This is a genomic window from Pseudomonas sp. LAMO17WK12:I5 (genome assembly GCF_900215165.1).
GTDB classification, from domain to species: domain Bacteria; phylum Pseudomonadota; class Gammaproteobacteria; order Pseudomonadales; family Pseudomonadaceae; genus Aquipseudomonas; species Aquipseudomonas putida_A.
In genome coordinates, this window is the sequence record NZ_OBDS01000004.1 from 413,216 (window position 1) to 433,267 (window position 20,052).

Annotated in this window: 18 protein-coding genes and 1 riboswitch; of the genes, 12 read left to right on the forward strand and 6 right to left on the reverse strand. The window is 61.5% G+C overall.

The window, feature by feature from the left end; translation table 11 throughout:
• The first annotated feature begins 55 nt into the window (after positions 1-55).
• The 4 genes from msbA to hldE all read left to right on the forward strand — a co-directional run bounded on the left by msbA (position 56) and on the right by hldE (position 4,924).
• Complete coding sequence (gene msbA / locus CRO59_RS09615) at positions 56-1,858, forward strand: lipid A export permease/ATP-binding protein MsbA (protein WP_097087082.1); 1,803 nt, start codon at positions 56-58, stop codon at positions 1,856-1,858.
• 233 nt (positions 1,859-2,091) lie between these two features.
• A complete protein-coding gene (locus CRO59_RS09620; protein WP_097087084.1) occupies positions 2,092-2,796 on the forward strand; it encodes a sulfotransferase family 2 domain-containing protein in 705 nt (234 codons plus the stop codon).
• Entirely contained in the window at positions 2,789-3,400 is a 612-nt protein-coding gene (cysC, locus tag CRO59_RS09625) for an adenylyl-sulfate kinase (RefSeq protein ID WP_097087086.1), read from the forward strand. Before CRO59_RS09620 ends, cysC begins: the two co-directional genes overlap by 8 nt.
• Before the next feature lie 102 nt (positions 3,401-3,502).
• Positions 3,503-4,924, forward strand: a complete 1,422-nt coding sequence (gene hldE, locus CRO59_RS09630) for a bifunctional D-glycero-beta-D-manno-heptose-7-phosphate kinase/D-glycero-beta-D-manno-heptose 1-phosphate adenylyltransferase HldE (protein ID WP_003221042.1) — start codon at positions 3,503-3,505, stop codon at positions 4,922-4,924.
• 90 nt (positions 4,925-5,014) lie between these two features.
• On the opposite strand, the gene CRO59_RS09635 is transcribed toward hldE, so the two are convergent.
• The 4 genes from CRO59_RS09635 to CRO59_RS09650 form a co-directional block, all read right to left on the reverse strand.
• A complete protein-coding gene (locus tag CRO59_RS09635) occupies positions 5,015-5,983 on the reverse strand; it encodes a hypothetical protein (protein ID WP_027611383.1) in 969 nt (322 codons plus the stop codon).
• Between the two features lie 31 nt (positions 5,984-6,014).
• The gene (locus CRO59_RS09640; protein WP_097087087.1) at positions 6,015-6,827 is read right to left on the reverse strand and encodes an aldo/keto reductase; all 813 of its coding nucleotides are present in this window, start codon (positions 6,825-6,827) and stop codon (positions 6,015-6,017) included.
• The gene (locus CRO59_RS09645) at positions 6,824-7,999 is read right to left on the reverse strand and encodes an FAD-binding oxidoreductase (RefSeq protein WP_097087089.1); all 1,176 of its coding nucleotides are present in this window, start codon (positions 7,997-7,999) and stop codon (positions 6,824-6,826) included. Before CRO59_RS09645 ends, CRO59_RS09640 begins: the two co-directional genes overlap by 4 nt.
• Before the next feature lie 204 nt (positions 8,000-8,203).
• Positions 8,204-8,536: a multidrug efflux SMR transporter gene (locus CRO59_RS09650; protein ID WP_003221050.1), complete on the reverse strand. Its 333-nt coding sequence runs from the start codon at positions 8,534-8,536 to the stop codon at positions 8,204-8,206.
• Positions 8,537-8,638: 102 nt separating this feature from the next.
• Here CRO59_RS09650 and CRO59_RS09655 point away from each other — a divergent pair, with 102 nt between their 5' ends.
• Complete coding sequence (locus tag CRO59_RS09655; RefSeq protein WP_096794744.1) at positions 8,639-9,541, forward strand: LysR family transcriptional regulator; 903 nt, start codon at positions 8,639-8,641, stop codon at positions 9,539-9,541.
• 11 nt (positions 9,542-9,552) lie between these two features.
• On the forward strand, positions 9,553-10,827 hold the full coding sequence (gene waaA, locus CRO59_RS09660; protein ID WP_097087091.1) for a lipid IV(A) 3-deoxy-D-manno-octulosonic acid transferase: 1,275 nt from the start codon (positions 9,553-9,555) through the stop codon (positions 10,825-10,827).
• Between the two features lie 168 nt (positions 10,828-10,995).
• On the opposite strand, the gene CRO59_RS09665 is transcribed toward waaA, so the two are convergent.
• A complete protein-coding gene (locus CRO59_RS09665; RefSeq protein WP_097087093.1) occupies positions 10,996-12,429 on the reverse strand; it encodes a TolC family outer membrane protein in 1,434 nt (477 codons plus the stop codon).
• Positions 12,430-12,634: 205 nt separating this feature from the next.
• Positions 12,635-12,740: riboswitch (TPP riboswitch) on the forward strand.
• A gap of 147 nt (positions 12,741-12,887) precedes the next feature.
• Here CRO59_RS09665 and thiC point away from each other — a divergent pair.
• Entirely contained in the window at positions 12,888-14,777 is a 1,890-nt protein-coding gene (thiC, locus tag CRO59_RS09670) for a phosphomethylpyrimidine synthase ThiC (RefSeq protein ID WP_095138094.1), read from the forward strand.
• Between the two features lie 186 nt (positions 14,778-14,963).
• Positions 14,964-16,256 (forward strand): putative hydroxymethylpyrimidine transporter CytX, encoded by a 1,293-nt coding sequence (cytX, locus tag CRO59_RS09675; RefSeq protein ID WP_097087096.1) that lies wholly within the window; start codon positions 14,964-14,966, stop codon positions 16,254-16,256.
• On the opposite strand, the gene CRO59_RS09680 is transcribed toward cytX, so the two are convergent.
• Positions 16,225-16,971 carry an RsiV family protein gene (locus CRO59_RS09680; RefSeq protein WP_027611391.1) on the reverse strand — a complete coding sequence of 249 codons (747 nt, stop codon included), beginning with the start codon at positions 16,969-16,971 and terminating at the stop codon, positions 16,225-16,227. The two genes, cytX and CRO59_RS09680, sit on opposite strands and share 32 nt — an antisense overlap.
• 229 nt (positions 16,972-17,200) lie before the next feature.
• Here CRO59_RS09680 and CRO59_RS09685 point away from each other — a divergent pair, with 229 nt between their 5' ends.
• From CRO59_RS09685 to CRO59_RS09700, 4 genes are all read left to right on the forward strand, one after another.
• Entirely contained in the window at positions 17,201-17,818 is a 618-nt protein-coding gene (locus CRO59_RS09685) for an NUDIX domain-containing protein (protein WP_027611392.1), read from the forward strand.
• Positions 17,809-18,261 carry a DUF1249 domain-containing protein gene (locus CRO59_RS09690; RefSeq protein ID WP_007967395.1) on the forward strand — a complete coding sequence of 151 codons (453 nt, stop codon included), beginning with the start codon at positions 17,809-17,811 and terminating at the stop codon, positions 18,259-18,261. The genes CRO59_RS09685 and CRO59_RS09690 overlap by 10 nt, the downstream gene beginning before the upstream one ends.
• 99 nt (positions 18,262-18,360) lie before the next feature.
• Positions 18,361-19,176, forward strand: coding sequence for a 3',5'-cyclic-AMP phosphodiesterase (gene cpdA / locus CRO59_RS09695; RefSeq protein ID WP_097087097.1), 816 nt, complete (start codon positions 18,361-18,363; stop codon positions 19,174-19,176).
• 241 nt (positions 19,177-19,417) lie between these two features.
• Positions 19,418-20,026: a YqiA/YcfP family alpha/beta fold hydrolase gene (locus tag CRO59_RS09700; protein ID WP_096794752.1), complete on the forward strand. Its 609-nt coding sequence runs from the start codon at positions 19,418-19,420 to the stop codon at positions 20,024-20,026.
• Positions 20,027-20,052 lie beyond the last annotated feature (26 nt).

Below are 20,052 nucleotides of genomic sequence, written 5' to 3' on the forward strand. Positions count from 1 at the left end.
AACCCTGAAGAAGCTGTGCTAAAGTCAGCGTCCTTTTTATCGACTTTCGCGTGATATGACCGATTCCAGTCCCGCCGCAAGCCCATCGAGCTTGAAAATCTACTTCCGCCTGCTCGGCTATGTCCGGCCGTACATCAGTCTGTTCCTGATCAGCATCGTCGGCTTTCTGATTTTCGCCTCGACGCAACCGATGCTTGGCTACATCCTCAAGTACTTTGTCGATGGCCTGTCCAACCCTGAAGCGGTGCTGTTTCCCTCCGTGCCCTATCTGCGTGACCTGCAGCTGCTGCAGGCCGTGCCGCTGTTGATCATCCTGATCGCCGCGTGGCAGGGGCTGGGCTCCTATCTGGGCAACTATTTCCTGGCCAAGGTTTCTCTCGGGCTGGTGCATGACTTGCGTGTGCAGTTGTTCAACAACCTGTTGGTGCTGCCTAACCGCTATTTCGACAAGCATAACTCCGGTCATCTGATTTCGCGTATCACCTTCAACGTGACGATGGTCACGGGGGCGGCAACAGATGCGATCAAGGTCGTAATCCGTGAAGGCATGACGGTGATCTTCCTGTTTGCCTCGCTGTTGTTCATGAACTGGAAGCTGACCCTGGTGATGGTGGCGATCCTGCCGCTGATCGCCGTAATGGTGCGCACCGCCAGCAAGAAATTCCGCAAGCAGAGCAAGAAGATCCAGCTGGCGATGGGCGATGTCACGCATGTGGCCTCGGAAACCATCCAGGGTTATCGCGTGGTTCGCAGCTTCGGCGGCGAGGCCTATGAAGAAAAGCGCTTCCTCGATGCCAGCCAGGGCAACACCGACAAGCAACTGCGCATGACTCGCACGGGTGCGATCTATACGCCGATGCTGCAACTGGTGATCTACACCGCCATGGCCGTGCTGATGTTCCTGGTGCTGTACCTGCGCGGTGACGCCTCGGCCGGTGACATGGTCGCCTACATCACGCTGGCGGGCCTGCTGCCCAAGCCGATCCGTCAATTGTCCGAAGTCAGCTCGACCATTCAGAAAGGCGTGGCCGGTGCCGAGAGCATTTTCGAGCAACTGGATGTCGAGCCGGAAGTCGATACCGGCACCGTCGAGCGCGATGCGGTGAGTGGCCGTCTGGACGTGCGCAACCTCAGCTTCACCTACCCTGGCACCGAACGCCAGGTGCTGGACGACATCAGTTTCTCGGTCCAGCCAGGGCAGATGGTCGCACTGGTCGGGCGTTCGGGCAGCGGCAAGTCGACGCTGGCCAACCTGATTCCGCGTTTCTATCACCACGACAAGGGCGAAATCCTCATCGACGATGTGGAAGTCGAACAGTACAAACTGCTCAACCTGCGTCGTCACATCGCTCAGGTGACTCAGCACGTCACTCTGTTCAGCGACACCGTGGCCAACAACATCGCTTATGGCGATCTGGCCGGTGCGCCGCGTGAAGACATTGAAAAAGCCGCGCGTGATGCCTACGCGATGGACTTCATTTCGCAGTTGCCGCAAGGCCTGGACACTCAGGTCGGCGAGAACGGCGTCTTGCTTTCCGGTGGCCAGCGCCAGCGTCTGGCGATTGCCCGTGCGTTGCTGAAGAACGCGCCGCTGCTGATTCTCGACGAGGCCACCTCGGCACTCGACACCGAGTCCGAACGGCACATTCAGGCGGCACTGGATCAGGTGATGAAGGGGCGTACCACGCTGGTAATCGCTCACCGTCTGTCGACCATCGAGAAGGCCGACCTGATTCTGGTCATGGATCAGGGGCGCATCGTCGAGCGCGGCACCCACGAACAGTTGCTGGCGCAAAATGGTTACTACGCGCGCCTCAACGCCATGGGCCTCGATGCCCCGGCCGAAGATATCGCCTGATTCCAGGCCCTGTCCTGTGGGAGCGAGCCTGCTCGCGAAAGTGCTGCAACAGACGACGTCCGTGTCGAATGTTCATGCGCTATCGCGAGCAGGCTCGCTCCCACAGTCGTTTGTATCCAGACCTTTACCCTTCTTGACCAAACCGGAATAAATCCGGGCACCGCGCTTGTTAAGGTTCCTCAACGAACTCTGACTTCCATCGAGGGGGCCATCCCCGTCGCGCGGGTGCTTTCATGCTGCAACGCTATCTCTGGAAACTGCTGCCCAAGCCGCAGCGGGCCTTTCTGCTCGGGCGCCTGTCGGTGGTCGATCGGCAGGTGGTGAACAAGTCGATGTCGGCCAACCTGACGTTTCCTCAGGCCTTCCAGCAGCGCTCCTGCCTGTTTATCCATGTTCCGAAATGCGCCGGCAGCAGCGTTTGCACGGCGCTGTTCGACGGCTGGCGACCCGGGCACTTGCCGCTGTATTGGTATGAAGAGCAGTTTCCCGAGCAGTTCGCCCACGCCTTCAAGTTCGCTTTTGTTCGCGACCCGCTGGAACGCGCCTATTCGGCCTACGCCTTTTTGCGTGGCAACGAGTTGAGCGCGCGTGACCATATGGCGCAACGGTTGGTGCGGCAGTACCGGGATTTCGACGCTTTTGTCGCGCGCTGGCTGCATCCGGAAACGATTGCCCGGCAATTGCACTTTGCCGCCCAGACCGACTTTCTGACGGACTCGCTGGGGCATCTGGCGCTGGACTTCATCGGTTATCAGGAACACCTGACGCGGGATTTTCGTCTGGTTTGCGAACAGTTGGGGCTGACTGGCGAGTTGCCTCACGTCAACGGCTCGCGGGAACGGCAATCGATGCCGGCGCGCGAGTTCTGTTCGGTGCGCACCCGGCGTCTGGTACGTCGGGTTTATCAGCGTGATTACGAGTTGCTCGGGTATGAATGAGTCCCTGTCACTGCCGCTACAGAAGCTCGCCATTCGGCCTTACGGTCTGGCGCTCTCGCACCTGGCCCGGGCAGCGCTCAAGGCACAACACCCACGCTGCCTGTGGTTGACCGGATTTTCCGGCGCCGGCAAGTCAACCCTGGCCAATGCCCTCGAACTGCACCTGCATGCGTCGGGTCTGCACACCTTTTTGCTCGATGGCGACAATGTGCGCAATGGCCTGTGCCGCGACCTGGGCATGAGCGATCTCTGCCGCCGGGAAAACATCCGGCGTATGGCCGAGGTGGCGCGGTTGATGGTCGACGCCGGGCTGATTGTGATCGTTGCGGCCATTTCGCCGTTCCGCGCCGAACGCGACGCCGCGCGCAGGCTGTTTGCCCAGGATGAATTCATTGAAGTGCACGTCAGCACTTCGTTGGAAGTCTGCGCCCGTCGCGATCCGAAAGGTCTGTATCAGGCCGTACGGGAAGGCCGGATCAAGCACTTTACGGGCGTGGACAGTCCTTACGAAGCGCCATTGGCAGCCGAGTGGCAAATCGACACCGAGGCGCTGGAATTGTCCGAAGCCTGTGGACAACTGGCGGCACTGGTGCTCAAAAAATGAGCAAAGTAACGGACTGTTTCATCCTGTTGCAGGCTGCACGCAAGCCTGCGCCAACCCTGTGTTAATATCGCGCCCCTGTTCATTTTGTATGTGGGTTGCTCCATGAAGTTGTCCATGCCGCGATTCGATCAAGCCCCAGTCTTGGTGGTCGGCGATGTCATGCTCGACCGTTACTGGCATGGTGGAACCTCACGGATTTCCCCTGAGGCACCGGTACCGGTCGTAAAAGTCGAGCAAATCGAAGACCGCCCGGGCGGTGCTGCCAACGTTGCCTTGAACATTGCCGCGCTGGGCGCGCCGGCGTCACTGGTCGGTGTGACCGGCGACGACGAAGCCGCCGACAGCCTGAGCAACAGTCTCAAGGGCGCGGGCGTGCGTGCCCTGTTCCAGCGCATTGCGCATCAGCCGACCATCGTCAAACTGCGGGTCATGAGCCGGCACCAGCAGTTGCTGCGTATCGACTTTGAAGAACCGTTTGCCACCGATGCGCTGGCCCTGGCCTCGCAGGTCGATGATCTGCTCGAAGGCATCAAGGTGCTGGTGCTGTCGGACTACGGCAAAGGCGCGCTGAAAAACCATCAGGCCCTGATTCAGGCGGCCCGTGCCAAAGGCATTCCGGTGCTGGCCGATCCCAAAGGCAAGGATTTTTCGATCTACCGTGGTGCGAGCCTGATCACGCCGAACCTCAGCGAATTCGAAGCCATCGTCGGCGGTTGCGCCGATGAGCACGAACTGGTGAGCAAGGGCGCGACCCTGATGCACGATCTCGAGCTCGGTGCGCTGCTGGTCACCCGTGGTGAACACGGCATGACCCTGTTGCGTCCGGAGCATCCGGCGCTGCACTTGCCGGCCCGTGCCCGCGAAGTGTTCGACGTGACCGGTGCTGGCGACACGGTGATTTCCACCCTGGCGGCGGCGATCGCTGCCGGTGAAGAACTGCCGCACGCGGTGGCGCTGGCCAATCTGGCGGCGGGCATCGTGGTCGGCAAACTCGGTACTGCGGCGATCAGCGCCCCGGAACTGCGCCGCGCGATTCAGCGTGAAGAAGGTTCGGAGCGTGGGGTGCTGGGTCTGGAACAGCTGGTGCTGGCAGTGGCCGATGCCCGTGCGCATAACGAGCGCATCGTCTTCACCAACGGCTGCTTCGACATTCTGCATGCCGGGCACGTGACCTACCTCGAGCAGGCGCGCGCCCAGGGCGACCGTCTGATCGTGGCGATCAACGATGACGCCTCCGTCAGCCGCCTGAAGGGGCCGGGACGTCCGATCAACAGTGTCGACCGACGCATGGCGGTACTCGCCGGCCTCGGTGCGGTGGACTGGGTGATCAGTTTCCCGGAAGGCACCCCGGAAAACCTGCTGCGCGAGGTCAAGCCGGATGTGCTGGTCAAGGGCGGTGATTACGGTATCGACCAGGTTGTTGGTGCCGATATCGTCAAGGCTTACGGCGGCACGGTGAAAGTGCTGGGTCTGGTGGAAAACAGCTCGACCACTGCGATCGTGGAGAAAATCCGCGGTAACTGATTCAAGCTAAAAAGATCGCCGCCTGCGACAGCGCCTACATTGGAATGCGTTTCCCTGTAGGAGCTGCCGCAGGCGGCGATCTTTTGCTTTTCAGGAACTGACTTTCTTGCGCGGTACGATCTTCTTCAGCAATTGCCTGGCCTTGCCGCGCAACCGCGCCAGTCCCGTGGGTTTCTCCGGCGGGGTCAGGCCTTGTTGGCGTAACCAGTCCTTCCAGCGAATCCGCTCGTCACGCACCAGCCAGCCATCCTGTCTGGCAAAACTTTCGGCCAGATACAAACCGCGCGTGCCCGCCGGAGACAGCTGACCTTTCTTCAAGGTATACAGCTCGGCCAGCGGTTCGCCGTCCTGCAACGGCATCAGGTACAAATCCGGGCGCTTGCGGTCCAGTCGCGCCACCAGTTGATCACCTTCCAGGCGTTCATCGACGTGAAACAGACTCAGGGATTTGGCTTCCTTGGGCACGTCCAGGCGCAAGTCGTAGATCAGTTGCAGCGATGCGGTCGGCAGATGCACGTAGGCCCGTGGTCGTTCGAGCAATTGCAGATTGGCGCAGCGCACCGGCCGCGCCGAGCCGGACTGCGGCGTCAGGCGAAACGGCAGGGCCTCGCGATAATGCAGGGCGGAGGCGTAGGGTGCGGGTAGCCAGGTGTCGTTGAAGCGTCCGCCGAGCCAGCCTTCCGGGGTTTCCAGCAGGCACTCTTCGGCAATTTCCTGAATCGCCGTGTGCAGCGGGATGTTCAGTTCTTGAGCAGGCACGTAACCGGAAATCAGCTTGAGCACGACATCCCCACGATCCTGCCGACGCTGGCGCACCAGCACCCAGTAATCGCGATTCTGCCAGTGCAGGGTCAGGCGCACAGAGACCCCGAGGTTGGCCAGTTCCACCGCAAAGCGCTCGGCATCCGCCACGCTCACCGGTTTGCGCCGCTGCAGGGTCTGGGCGAAATTCAGCGGCATGCCGACGCTCTGATACGTCAGGCCTTCGGGCGTGGCCTCGACGAACAGCGGCAGCGTCTTGAAGTTGCTCGGGTTCTTTCTGATGAGCGTGCGCGGCATGTCGGCTCCTGCTTAAGGCCGCGGGGCGGCGTCAGTGACCACGGAGGACCTGGGCAACGGTCGCAACGTTATGGGCGAGGTGCAGCGGATTGATCGTCCCGACAATAGCACTGGCCACGCCGGGCTGCTGGAACAACAACTCGAAGCTGGCGCGCACCGGATCCACGCCCGGACTCAGGCATACATGGCCGCTGGCCAGGGCTTTTTTCACCAGAATGGCTTTGCCGTGGGCAGCAGCATAGTCAATGACTGCCTTCTCGTTCTGTTCGTTCAGATTGTAGGTGACCATCGCGCAGTCCCCTTGCTCCAGCGCCTTGAGTCCGCCCTCGACCGTTTTGCCGGAGAAGCCGAAACCGCGAATCTTGCCCTCGGCCTTGAGTGCAGCGAGGGTGGCGTAGACCTCTTCGCGCTCAAGGATCGCCAGATCGTTGCCGTCGGAGTGCACCAGCACCAGGTCGATAAAATCGGTTTCAAGACGTTGCAGGCTACGCTCGACCGACATCCGCGTATGCGCCGCACTGAAGTCATGGCGCGACAGGCCGTCGGCAAACTCTTCACCGACCTTGCTGACGATTACCCAGTCCTGCCGCTGGCCGCGCAACAACGGGCCGAGGCGTTCTTCGCTGCGACCGTAGGCCGGGGCGGTGTCGATCAGGTTGATGCCCAATTCGCGTGCCTGCCTGAGCAGCATGCGCGCGGCATCGTCATCGGGAATCTGAAAACCGTTGGGGTATTTCACCCCTTGGTCGCGGCCCAGTTTGACCGTGCCCAGGCCCAGCGGCGAGACCGTCAGGCCGGTGCTGCCCAGTGGGCGGTGGAGGTCGTGCAGGTTCGCGATAGTCATGGCAGCAGTTGCTCCCAGGCTGGAACGCCCATCGGTGGTTTTGGCAACGCCGGCAAAGGTTCGGCGGCTTGTGGCTGAATGCCGTCGCGCTCCAGCGCAGCGATGACCCGGTCGGCGAAGTCCGGCGCCAGTGCGAGTTTGGTCGGCCAGCCCACCAGCAGGCGACCCTCCTCGGCGAGGAAGGCGTTGTCCGGACGGCTCAGGCCGGTTTGCAGCGGCTCGGCGCGATCCACGCGCAAGGTCGCCCATTGCACCTGGCTCAGATCGATCCATGGCAGCAACTGGCCGAGCTCTTTCTGCGCGGTGGCGATCTGCTCGGCAGGTTCGCGGGCCACGCCTTCGCTTTCGGCAATGTCGCCGCCCAGGTACCAGACCCAGTTGCCGTCAGCGGCCGGGTGCGTGGTCACGGTGATGCGCGGTTTGGTGCCGCCGCCCAGGCAATGGGCGTACAACGGTTTGAGGCCCGGGCCTTTGGCGATGATCATGTGCAACGGCCGGCGTTGCATCTGCGGATGGGTCAGGCCCAGGTCTTCCAGCAACCGGGCAGTGCCGGCACCGGCACTGAGGACGATGCGCTGGGCGTGGATTTCGCGACCGTCGACCTTCAGGCCGACCAGCACACCGGCTTCCAGCAGCGGCTCGATGGTTTGCCCGGCGAGTAGACCGTCACCGGCCAAATCGGCCAGGCGCTGGATCAGGCTCGGCACGTCAACCACCAGTTCGGCGAGGCGATAGACCTTGCCCTTGAAGCGCTTGTCTTGCAGGGCCGGCGGCAGTTGATCGCCCTTGACCTGATCGACCCGGCCACGCACGGCCTTGCTGGCGAAGAAACTGGTGAGGTTGCCGGCGAGTGTGCCGGGCGACCACAGGTAATGCGCTTCGGACAACAGGCGCACGCCGGACAGGTCCAGCTCGCCGTTGCCGGCCAGCGCTTCACGCCAGCGGCGCGGCATGTCGGCGATGGCTTCCGAGGCGCCGGTCAGCGCACCGTGCAACGCATATTTGGCGCCGCCGTGAATGATGCCCTGGGACTTCACACTCTGCCCGCCACCGAGGCTGGCACTTTCCACCAGCACGGTCGAAAAACCCTGACGGCGCAGACGCGCGTTCAGCCAGAGGCCGGCGACACCAGCGCCGACAATCAGAACGTCGGTGGAAATAACGGATGGCATGCAACGACCTCAGTGTTCAAGACGAGGGCGCAGTATACAGACTCGGGAAAGAGCGGGATTTGTCGATGATCAACAGGGCAGATGCAAAACCAAATGTGGGAGCGGGCTTGCTCGCGAATGCGGTGTGTCAGTTAACAGAAATGTTGTTGCCACACCGCCTTCGCGAGCAAGCCCGCTCCCACAGGGGATTTGCGTTACTGCAAATCAGTGCCCGGCAGTCTTGGAGAACAGCTGGATGACCACCACGCCGAGCACGATCAGCGCCATTCCGAGCATCGCCGGCACGTCCAGCTTCTGCCCATAAATGAACAGCGCTGCGACGCTGACCATGACGATGCCCATGCCCGCCCACACGGCGTAGGCGACTCCCACCGGCACAGTGCGCACCACCAGCGTCAGCATCCAGAAGGCGATCCCGTAGCCGACGATCACCAGAATCAGCGGCAGCGGGGTGCTCAAGCCTTTGACCGCTTTCATCGAAACGGTGGCGATCACTTCGGCGCAAATGGCGATGGCCAGAAAGGCGTAGGCGTTCATGTGTAGATCCTCATGTAAAACCTTGCTTGCTGAGGCGGCATTCTAGTCGCTCGCCAGATGGGGTAAAGTCATTACCTATCTGTTTTTAAGATGGGATGCAGCATGAATACCCTGTGGAATCTGGAACAATTGCGCGCCTTCGTCAGCGTCGCCGAACAGCGCTCGTTTTCTGCCGTGGCGCGCCAGCAACGCAAGGCGCAGTCGGCGATCAGCAGTGCGATTGCCATGCTGGAGGACGATTTGGGCGTCAGCCTGTTCGAGCGTAGCAGTGGTCGCTCACCCAGGCTCACCGAAGCGGGCGAAGCCTTGCTCGAAGAAGCCCGGGAAGTGCTGCGCCAATGCGAGCGCCTCAATGGTCGGGCGATGGCGATGATGCGCGGTCAGGAAGCGCAGCTTCGGGTGGCTCAGGATGAAGCCATGCCGTATCAGGCACTGGTGGAAAGCTTCGATGCGCTGGCCGAGCAATTTCCCAGCCTCGAAGTGCAACTGACCAGCGCCGCCCAGGGTGAAGTCGCACGCAAACTGGTCGAGCGTCGCGCTGATCTGGGCCTGCTGTTCTATCACGACGAAATTCCCGAAGCGCTGGAGCGTCGGGTATTGGGCCGGGTGGAAATGGTCACCGTCTGCGGGATCAACCATCCGCTGGCAACGCAGTCCTACGTCACTTGCCAGCAACTGGCGCAGCATCGGCAATTGCTGATGTCGACGCAAACCAGCGTCTACCCCGGCAACGAACCGGCCAGTCCGCAGGTGTGGCGCGCTGACAGTTTCTATGTGATGGCCGAATGGCTGGTGCGGGATCTGGGCTGGGCCTGGCTGCCCCGGCATGTGGTGCAGTATTCGGCCTATCAGGGGTTGATGGTCGAACTGGACAGCGAATGGACCCCGCCGGCGTTGGTGGTGGAGCTGGTCTGGCGCCGGGATGAACCCCTCGGCCCGGCTGCGCGCTGGCTGGCTGAACGTTTTGCCGTGCACTTGCGGGCGATTGGCGACAAAAGTCGATAAACTCCGCCGCCATGAATAGAACTCTCTACACCGCGCTGTTTTACCTGGGGCTGCCATTGGTGGCGATTCGGCTGTGGCTGCGCTCGCGCAAGGCCCCGGCGTATGCCAAGCGGATTGGTGAGCGCTTCTCTTACGGGATGCCGCGACTGCAACCCGGCGGGATCTGGGTGCACGCGGTGTCTGTGGGCGAAAGCATTGCCGCCGCGCCGATGATTCGCGCCTTGCTGCAGCGTTATCCACAGCTGCCGATCACCGTGACCTGCATGACGCCGACCGGATCGGAACGGATTCAGGCGTTGTTCGCCGGCGAACCGCGCATCCAGCATTGTTATCTGCCCTACGACTTGCCGTGCGCAGCGGCGCGTTTTCTTGATCACGCCAAACCGAAACTGGCGGTGATCATGGAAACCGAACTCTGGCCCAACCACATCCATCAGTGCGCCAAGCGTGGGATTCCGGTGGCGCTGGCCAACGGGCGATTGTCCGAGCGCTCGGCCCGAGGCTATGGCCGCTTCAGCAAGCTGACCGCGCCGATGCTCGCTGAAATGAGTTTTTTCGCGGTGCAGACCGAGGCCGAAGCCCAGCGCTTCCGCGATCTCGGCGCGCGTCCGCAGACGGTCGAGGTCACTGGCTCGATCAAGTTCGACCTGACCATCGACCCGCAACTGCTGCAGCGCGCCCATGAGTTGCGCGGCCAATGGCAGGCGCTGGAGCGCCCGGTGTGGATCGCTGCGAGTACCCACGAAGGCGAAGACGAAGTGGTGCTCGACGCCCATCGCCGGCTGTTGGCGAACTACCCGAATGCGCTGCTGATTCTGGTGCCGCGCCATCCCGAGCGCTTCAACTCGGTGTTCGAGTTGTGCCAGCGTGAAGGCTTTGCCACGGTGCGCCGTTCCACCGGTGCCAACGTCGAAGCGGACACTTCAGTGCTGCTCGGCGACACCATGGGCGAGCTGCTGTTTCTCTACGCGCTGGCTGACAGTGCTTTCGTCGGCGGCAGCCTGGTGCCCAACGGCGGGCACAATCTGCTGGAGCCGGCGGCCTTGGCCAAACCGGTGCTCAGCGGCCCGCACCTGTTCAACTTCCTCGACATCGCCGCGCAGTTGCGCGAAGCCGGCGCGCTGGCCGAAGTGGATGATGCCGAAGGGCTGGCGGTGGAAGTGCAGCGTCTGTTCGAATTGCCGCGCGATGCCCAGCGCATGGCCGAGGCGGGGCTGGCGGTGATGCGCCGTAATCAGGGGGCGTTGCAGCGGTTGCTGGATGGGCTGGGCCGGTTGATCAAATAGTCGCCCGGAACATTTATTGTGGTGAGGGGATTTATCCCCGATCGGCTGCGCAGCAGTCGTTAACCCTGCTTGCCATATCAGACTGAATCACCGCGGTGAATGGTTTTGGGGCTGCTACGCACCCCATCGGGGATAAATCCCCTCGCCACAGGGGATTTTCCAGATTGTTTAGGGGCGCGCCTTGAGTTGCGCTTCGGCTGCCTTGGCCAGATCCGGTGGCAAGAAGTCCTTGTCCGGGTTGTAGTCGGCCTTCAGATAGCGCGCCAGGTCTTGCAAGTCACCCGGATTCAACGTTCCTGCCGCCTGCTTCAAGCGCAGGTTGTCGAGAATGTAGTCGTAACGGGTGTTGTTGTAGTTGCGCACCGAGGTGTACAGCTGACGCTGGGCGTCGAGCACGTCGACAATGTTGCGCGTACCGACCTGATAACCGATTTCCGTGGCTTCCACCGCGCTCTGGTTGGAGATGATCGACTGGCGGCGCGCCTGTACCTGCTCGACATCGGTGTTCACCGCGCGGTGCAGGTTGCGGGTGTTTTCCACCACTTGCCGGCGCAGAGATTCGCGCTGTTGCTCGCTCTGATCCAGTTGCGCATAGGACTGGCGCACTTGCGAACTGGTCAGCCCGCCGCTGTAGATCGGAATGTTCAGTTGCAGGCCCAGGGTGCTTTGCTCGACGTTGCCACTGTACGGCGTACCGAAGGCGTTCGGGTTGGCGAAACCGAGGGCGTCGTTGTCACCCTTTTCGTATTTGGCCACGGCATCGAGGGTCGGCAGGTGACCGGCCTTGCGCTGTTTGAGGGTCTGTTCGGCGGAGCTGACCGCAAAGTTGCTCGCCAGCAGATTGAGGTTCTGCTTGCCCGCCGTGTCGACCCAGGCCTTGGCGTCGTTTGGCGCCGGCGGCAGGATCGGCAACGTGTGGACGATGCCCTGAATCGAGTTGTACTGACGGTTGGTCAGGGTGATCAGCGCTTCGAACGCATCGTCAACCTGACGCTGCGCAACGATACGGTTGGCGCGCGCGGTGTCGTAACTGGCCTGCGATTGCAGGACATCGGTCTTGTCCGACAGGCCGACATCGAAACGCTCGTTGGACTGGTCGAGCTGACGCTTGAACGCGGCTTCTTCAGCCTTGGTCGAGGCCAGGTTGTCCTGACTGCGCAGCACGTTGAAGTAGCTTTCAGCCGATTGCAGAATCAGGTTCTGTTCGGTGGCCGAGAGTTGCAGGGCGGCTTGTTCGTTGACGTCCTTGGCAGCCTGATACTGGAACCAGCGGTCGGCGCGGAACAACGGCTGGGCGAGGGTCGCCTGATAGGAATGCGCGCTGCGATTGGCAATGGCTGAAGGCTGGTCGATCGAGGTGCGCACGTCCGCCACTTCGGCGCCGCCGGACAGGTTAGGCAGCAACCCCGCGCGGGCCTGCGGCACCACTTCTTTCTGGGCGCCGTACTGGGCGCGGGCGGCGGCCAGATCGGCGTTGTTGTCGACGGCTTCCTGATAGACGCTGACCAGATCGGTCTTGGTCGACAAGGGCGCTTCTGCTGCCCAGGCCATTGCGTTGGACGCACAAGACACGGCAAGAGCCAGTGAAAGTTTGCGCAGCATGAGGCGATCCCTAGCAAAAATATTACGGAAATAATGTGCGCGCCAAGGCTACGGCGCGGCCCCGGCAGCGTCAAGGCGCGCAGGGCACAGCGAGTGTAGTTGCGCAATCGTGCGGCAACAATCCTGCAAGTCCCGGTAATTGCGCCATTCATCATGGTGTTTGCCGCGGTGTTGGCGTTCTTTGCCGGTTGTGTCTAGACTGGCCGGGTTCTTGTCGGGGTGCCTTGCTATGAGGCTGAGATCGAATAATTTCGGATCCCGTTGAACCTGATCAGGTTAGCGCCTGCGTAGGGAACAAGATTTCTCGTCACCCGGCGAGTCCTCTTGTGCTTCGTCCGGGATATTGTTCGACAATCGAACGCTCGACGACGATGCACAGCACCAGTCCTGGTGCGTCCGTGCCTTTCAGGTTCTGCTCCGACAATCCATTTGCCTGGATGCTGTCTGGAGAGCCCGTGATGACTACAAAAGCAAAAAACGCGATCAACCTGAGTGACTCGGCCAAGGTCGATGAACAGTCGGTTCAGCCGTTCACCCGTTCGCAAAAAGTCTACGTTCAGGGCTCGCGCCCGGACATCCGCGTGCCGATGCGCGAAATCACCCTCGATGTGACGCCGACCGATTTCGGTGGCGAAATCAACGCGCCGGTCACCGTCTACGACACCTCCGGCCCGTACACCGATCCGAACGTGGTGATCGACGTGCGCAAAGGTCTGGGCGACGTGCGTTCGGCGTGGATCGACGACCGTGGCGACACCGAGCGTTTGCCTGGCCTGAGTTCCAATTTCGGCCAGGAGCGCCTCGCCGACCCTGAACTGACCAAACTGCGTTTCGCTCACGTCAACAACCCGCGCCGGGCCAAGGCCGGGGCCAACGTCAGCCAGATGCACTACGCGCGCAAAGGCATCATCACCGCCGAGATGGAATACGTCGCCATCCGCGAAAACATGAAGCTGCAAGAAGCCCGCGCCGCTGGCCTGTTGAATCAGCAACACGCCGGCCACAGCTTCGGCGCGAGCATCCCGAAAGAAATCACCGCTGAATTCGTCCGCGAAGAAATCGCCCGTGGTCGCGCGATCATTCCGGCCAACATCAACCACGTCGAACTGGAACCGATGATCATCGGCCGTAACTTCCTGGTGAAGATCAACGGCAACATCGGCAACAGCGCCCTGGGTTCGTCCATCGAAGAAGAAGTGGCGAAACTGACCTGGGGCATTCGCTGGGGTTCGGACACGGTGATGGACCTGTCCACCGGCAAACACATTCACGAAACCCGCGAGTGGATCATCCGCAACTCGCCGGTGCCGATCGGTACCGTGCCAATCTATCAAGCGCTGGAGAAGGTCAACGGCGTTGCTGAAGACCTGACCTGGGAGCTGTTCCGCGACACGCTGATCGAACAGGCCGAGCAGGGCGTCGACTACTTCACCATCCACGCCGGCGTGCTGCTGCGCTACGTGCCGCTGACCGCCAAGCGCGTGACCGGCATCGTTTCCCGTGGCGGTTCGATCATGGCCAAGTGGTGCCTGGCGCACCACAAAGAGAACTTCCTCTACACCCACTTCGACGAAATCTGCGAAATCATGAAGGCCTACGACGTCAGCTTCTCGCTGGGCGACGGCCTGCGTCCGGGCTCGATTGCCGACGCCAACGACGAAGCGCAATTCGGCGAACTGGAAACCCTCGGCGAGCTGACCAAGATCGCCTGGAAACACGACGTGCAGTGCATGATCGAAGGCCCGGGCCACGTGCCGATGCAGTTGATCAAAGAGAACATGGACAAGCAGCTGGAGTGCTGTGACGAGGCGCCGTTCTACACCCTCGGCCCGCTGACCACCGACATCGCGCCGGGTTACGACCACATCACCTCGGGTATCGGTGCGGCGATGATCGGCTGGTTCGGTTGCGCCATGCTCTGCTACGTGACGCCGAAGGAACACCTCGGCTTGCCGAACAAGGATGACGTGAAGACCGGGATCATCACCTACAAGATCGCGGCGCATGCGGCGGACTTGGCCAAAGGGCATCCGGGCGCGCAGATTCGTGACAACGCCCTGAGCAAGGCGCGTTTCGAGTTCCGCTGGGAAGACCAGTTCAACCTCGGTCTGGACCCGGACACCGCGCGTTCGTATCACGACGAAACCCTGCCGAAAGACTCGGCCAAGGTCGCGCACTTCTGTTCGATGTGCGGGCCGAAATTCTGCTCGATGAAGATCACTCAGGAAGTCCGTGAATACGCGGCCAACCAGCGGATCGACGCGGTCGACGTGGACGTCGCCCAGGGTCTTGCGGAGCAGGCCGAGCGGTTCAAGAAGGAAGGCAGTCAGCTGTACAAGAAGGTTTGATCTGACCTGAAGTCTGCGGTGTCTGTGCTGGCCCCTTCGCGAGCAAGCCCGCTCCCACATTTGAATCCAGCTGTTCACGAAACTTGTGTTCACAGGCGATCCAGTGTGGGAGCGGGCTTGCTCGCGAAGACGTCAGAACAGGCGCCAGGGATCTCAATGACAAAAATACTCCTCTGAGATAACACCTTGAGCATTCAACCCGGCACTTATTCCCCCGACCTCGCCGTACCCGCCGACAAGCGAGTATTCGGCGGTCGCGATCTGTTTTCCCTGTGGTTTTCCCTCGGCATCGGCCTGATGGTATTACAAACCGGTGCCTTGCTCGCGCCGGGTCTGGGCCTTTCCGGTTCGCTGCTGGCGATTTTCCTCGGCACGCTGGTTGGCGTGCTGCTGTTGGCCGCTGTCGGCGTGATCGGCAGCGACACCGGTCTGTCGTCGATGGCCGCACTGAAACTGAGCCTCGGCCACAAAGGCGCAAGCCTGCCGGCGCTGCTCAACCTGCTGCAACTGATCGGTTGGGGCTCGTTCGAAATCATCGTCATGCGTGACGCTGCCAGCCTGCTCGGCAGCCGTGCGTTCAGCGAAGGTTCGCTGTGGGCCAGCCCGATGCTCTGGACCTTGTGCTTCGGCGCACTGGCGACTTTGCTCGCGGTCAGCGGGCCGCTGACGTTCGTGCGCAAGATCCTGCGTAAATGGGGTATCTGGCTGATCCTCGCCGCGTGCATCTGGCTGACCTGGAATCTGTTCGCCAAGGCTGATCTGGCGGCACTCTGGGCGCGTGCCGGGGACGGTTCGATGCCGTTCGCCGTGGGCTTCGACATTGCCATCGCCATGCCGTTGTCGTGGCTGCCGCTGATCGCCGATTACTCGCGTTTCGGCAAGCGTGCGAAGAACGTGTTCGGCGGCACCGCCATCGGTTTCTTCATCGGCAATTTCTGGTTGATGAGCCTCGGCGTGGCCTACACCCTGGCGTTTGCGCCGAGTGGTGAAGTCAATGCGTTACTGCTGGCACTGGCCGGGGCCGGTCTGGGCATTCCGCTGTTGCTGATTCTGCTGGATGAGTCGGAAAACGCTTTCGCCGACATTCATTCGGCAGCGGTGTCGAGCGGGATTCTGTTGCGCTTGAAAGTCGAGCATCTGGCCTTGGCCATCGGCGTGATCTGCACCCTGATTGCACTGCTGGCGCCATTGGCGCAGTACCAGAACTTCCTGTTGCTGATCGGCTCGGTGTTTGCGCCGCTGTTCGGCGTGGTGCTGGTGGATCACTTCATCCTGCGCAAGCGCAGCGCTCAGGTGGCGTCAGCCGCATTGCGCTGGCCGGCGCTGCTGGCGTGGCTGGGCGGGATCAGCACCTACCACTTGCTGGCGAATCTGTATCCGGATGTCGGCGCGACCCTGCCGGCACTGGTGCTGGCAGGGCTGTTGCAACTGGTGCTCGGTCGGGCGTTCAGTTACGGCCCGGAAACAGCTCGGGTTTGAGAATGCCGTTCAGACGCGGGTAAGGGATCTTCAGTTCGACGTGGCCCAGCGCGTAAGGCGCGATGGTGCTCACGTCGTACTTGAGGATCACGCCACCGTAGGTCAGCGCCACGTTCGGGGTTTTGACGAACGGCCAGCTCTTCACGAAATCCGCTTCCTGATCGAGCTTGGTGCTGATCAGCCAGCTGTTGTGCGCCACTTGCGCCGCTTTCCAGAACGCCTCTTCCTGACCCGGCAGCAACATGTCCGACAGGTTCAGCACTTTATGCTGCTGGCGCGAGTAGTTGATGAAGCCGCGACCCGGCGTGCCATGGGCGCCGCCGGTGTCGAGGTAGCTCGACAGTTCGATGATCACCAAGCCGTCATGCTGCTCGCGTACCTTGGCCTGCAAATAGCTGCTGTTGCGCGGGCCGGCGTTGCGCAGGAATTGATCACGATAGGCGGCCAGGGTTGGCGCTACCGCTGCGTTTTGCTCGGTGCGGGTCATTTGCAGCAGGCGTTTTTCGATAATGCCGTCCAGCGCAGGCTCGGCCGCGAAGTGCACGGTATCGATATTCACCAGCGGGCAGTCCGGGTTGGAACAGCCGGGTTTCAGGGTTTCCGACGCATCGCGGGTGGTTTCCAGCGGCGTGCGGTAGTTGGGCTGGAACAGGTTGGCGCAGGCGCCCAGGGTCAGGGCGATGGCGGCCACGGAGGCAATTTTGAAAAGCGACATGGGCGTCCTTTCTGAAACAGGGGAAGGCAAAAAGTTATCCGCTTCGACTCTCGCCGAAGCAGTCAGTTCGCCACTAAGCTAATTAGAGTGGGTTTCGCCTCCACCGTCCATCCCGCTGACGGTAAAGGGGCTGCATCAATCATCGCGGGCGCGTTAGGATGGCGCGAAGTCGAGGCCGCCAGTAACCAAAAGCAGCCTCGTATTGGATTTGCAGCAAGAGAGGATGCTCATGACAGATTTTGCCAACGCCACTCCGGCCACCGTCGATGTCGTAAAGCGCGAGCGCTGCTACGAGGGCTTCTACAAGCTCGACCGTTTGCACCTGCGCCATGAGCTGTTCGCCGGGGGCATGAGCCGCGAGATCAACCGCGAAGTCTTCGTGCGTCACGATGCCGTGTGCCTGCTGCCTTACGACCCAAAGCGCGATGAAGTGGTGCTGCTCGAGCAGTTTCGCGTCGGTGCCATGGGCAAGACCGACAACCCGTGGCTGGTTGAGCTGGTCGCCGGTCTGATCGACAAGGCCGAAGTGCCGGAAGAAGTTGCTCACCGCGAGGCGCAGGAGGAAGCTGGGCTGGACATCAAGGCCCTGTGGCCGATGACCAAATATTTTCCGTCGCCGGGCGGCAGCAACGAATTCGTGCATTTGTACCTGGGGCACTGCAGCACCGAAGGCGTAGGCGGCCTGCATGGGCTGGAGGAAGAAGCAGAAGACATCCGCGTCACGGTCTGGGCCTTTGAAGATGCCTTGCAGGCCGTCCGTGACGGACGCATTGCCAACGCGGCGAGCATCATCGCCTTGCAATGGCTGGCGCTGAACCGCGCCGAAGTGAGGGGGTTATGGTCGTAAACAAGCTGCGCGATCGCTATCGAGTCGACCTCGCCGGGCTGCAAGCCGCCTGCGAGGCCAACTACGCGCGCCTGATGCGACTGGTGCCGGACATGCGCAACGACCCCGAGGCGCGGCGGATCGCCGTGACCCAGGGCGAGCAGATGCTCGGCGTGCTGGCCCTCGAAGTGCTGCAGACTTGCCCGTACACCACCACTTTGCAGGTGCGTCAGGAACACAGTTTGCCGTGGCTGCCGGTGCCGCAACTGGAAGTGCAGGTCTATCACGACGCGCGCATGGCCGAGGTGATCAGCGCCGAACATGCACGACGCTTTCGCGGCATCTATCCTTACCCGAACGCCGCGATGCATCAGCCGGATGAAAAGGCCCAGCTCAATCTGTTCCTGGGGGAATGGCTGAGCCATTGTCTGGCCCTGGGGCACGAGTACGAAGTCGTACGCTAGTTGTGAACTGCGTCCGGTTCGCCGGTTTCCCCTTTGCGTCATCCCCCAGCATAATTGCGGCACTCAACCGATTCCGTGCTTTTGCCCTGGGAGAACGCCTTGCCGAGCGTATCCACATTGACCACCGCCGATCCGGCGTTGCTGGTGCAGTTATCCGACAGTCATCTGTTCGCCGAGGCGGGCGGCACACTGCTGGGCATGAACACCCGCGAGAGCCTGCAAAAGGTCATCGAACTGGTGCTCAGGCAGCAACCTCGGATCGACTTGATTCTGGCCACGGGGGACCTTTCCCAGGATGGCACTCTGGAGTCGTATCAACAGTTTCGTGAGATGACGGCGCAGATCGATGCGCCGGCGCGCTGGATTCCCGGCAATCACGATGAGCCGCAAATCATGGCTCAGGCCGCGGTGCAAAGTGCATTGCTGGAGTCAGTGGTCGATGTCGGCAACTGGCGCGTGACCTTGCTCGATTCGGCGGTGCCGGGTTCTGTACCGGGCTATCTGCAGGACGATCAGTTGCAGCTGCTGGCGCGTTCATTGAGTGAAGCCCCGGAGCGCCATCATCTGGTGTGTTTCCACCATCATCCAGTGTCGATCGGCTGCCCGTGGATGGAGCCGATCGGTTTGCGCAATCCCGAAGCATTCTTCGAAGTGCTCGATCGTTTTCCTCAGGCTCGCGCGGTGCTGTGGGGGCATGTGCATCAGGAGATCGACCGCGAACGCAACGGCGTACGGCTGATGGCCTCGCCATCGACCTGCATTCAGTTCGAGCCCGGCAGTCACGACTTCAAGGTCGGCGAACAGGCGCCGGGCTATCGCTGGTTGCGGCTGCTGCCAGACGGGCGGCTGGAAACTGGCGTCGAGCGCGTTACCGACTTCCAATTCACCGTCGATTACGGCTCCGAAGGCTACTGATTTCGATCAAGAGCCCCTCACCCCAGCCCTCTCCCGGAGGGAGAGGGAGCTGACCGAGGTGTCTGGCATTATCCATCGACCTGAAAGAATGTGTCGATTATGGATTCGCCGAAACTCGCTCAAGTCGGTGTAGCTCTTGAATATCCCCCATTCAGTCCCCTCTCCCTCCGGGAGAGGGCTAGGGTGAGGGGCTTTCTCCCTGTAAACTCCGCTATCTTTCGCCGACACCCAGGGAGCTCAAATGTCCGGTTCGATCCTCTATATCCACGGTTTCAACAGCGCGCCGGCCTCGAAAAAGGCCTGTCAGCTGGTCGAGGTGATGGAACGGCTGGGTTTGAGCGACCAATTGCGTGTCCCGGCGCTGCATCACCACCCGCGTGAAGCCATCGGTCAGTTGCAGCAGGCGATTGCCGAGCTGGGCCGGCCGTTGCTGGTGGGAAGCTCACTCGGCGGCTACTATGCGACTCACCTGGCTGAGCGCCACGGCTTGAAAGCCCTGCTGGTCAACCCGGCGGTCAGCCCGCACCGGATGTTCGACGGCTACCTGGGCACACAGAAAAACCTGTATACCGATGAGACCTGGGAATTGACCCACGACCATGTGACGGCCCTGGCCGAGCTGGAAGTGCCGGCACCCGTGGATGCACAGCGTTATCAGGTGTGGTTGCAGACCGGCGATGAAACACTGGATTATCGCCTCGCCCAGCAGTATTACCGGGCCTGCGCCTTGCGCATTCAGGCCGGCGGCGACCATGGTTACCAGGGTTTTGCCGAACAATTACCGGCGTTGTTGAGTTTTGCCGGCATTGGCGCCGATTTGTATCAGGCAATCGATTTCACCGCACTGTGAAGTCTTGCCCCTTTTTCATTGAATCA